The following is a 242-nucleotide window of genomic DNA, read 5'->3' as shown; positions in this document are numbered from 1 at the left end:
ACGCAGGAGGCTAAGCCGTGCGCACTGTTGGATATGTGCGTTCAAGCAGCAAGTCTGGTTGTTAGTAAAATGCTTTCAACCGGGTAGACAAGCTGTGATGAGGACCGAATTTAAGTAGGGAAGTGGCTGATGTCACACTGCCGAGAAAAGCTTCTAGTGAGTATCTTACTACCCGTACCGCAAACCGACACAGGTAGTCGAGGAGAGTATCCTAAGGTGTGCGAGTGAACTCTCGTTAAGGA

The 242-nt window shown here is 49.2% G+C and carries 1 rRNA gene; it reads left to right on the top strand.

The features are described from left to right. Window positions 1-242 (top strand): 23S ribosomal RNA (locus tag IWT5_RS11990); the annotation flags it as partial.

Source organism: Secundilactobacillus mixtipabuli, from assembly GCF_002217925.1.
GTDB lineage: Bacteria > Bacillota > Bacilli > Lactobacillales > Lactobacillaceae > Secundilactobacillus > Secundilactobacillus mixtipabuli.
The sequence above is the reverse complement of the archived record's forward strand: the minus strand, read 5'-3'. Positions and strand labels throughout refer to the sequence as shown.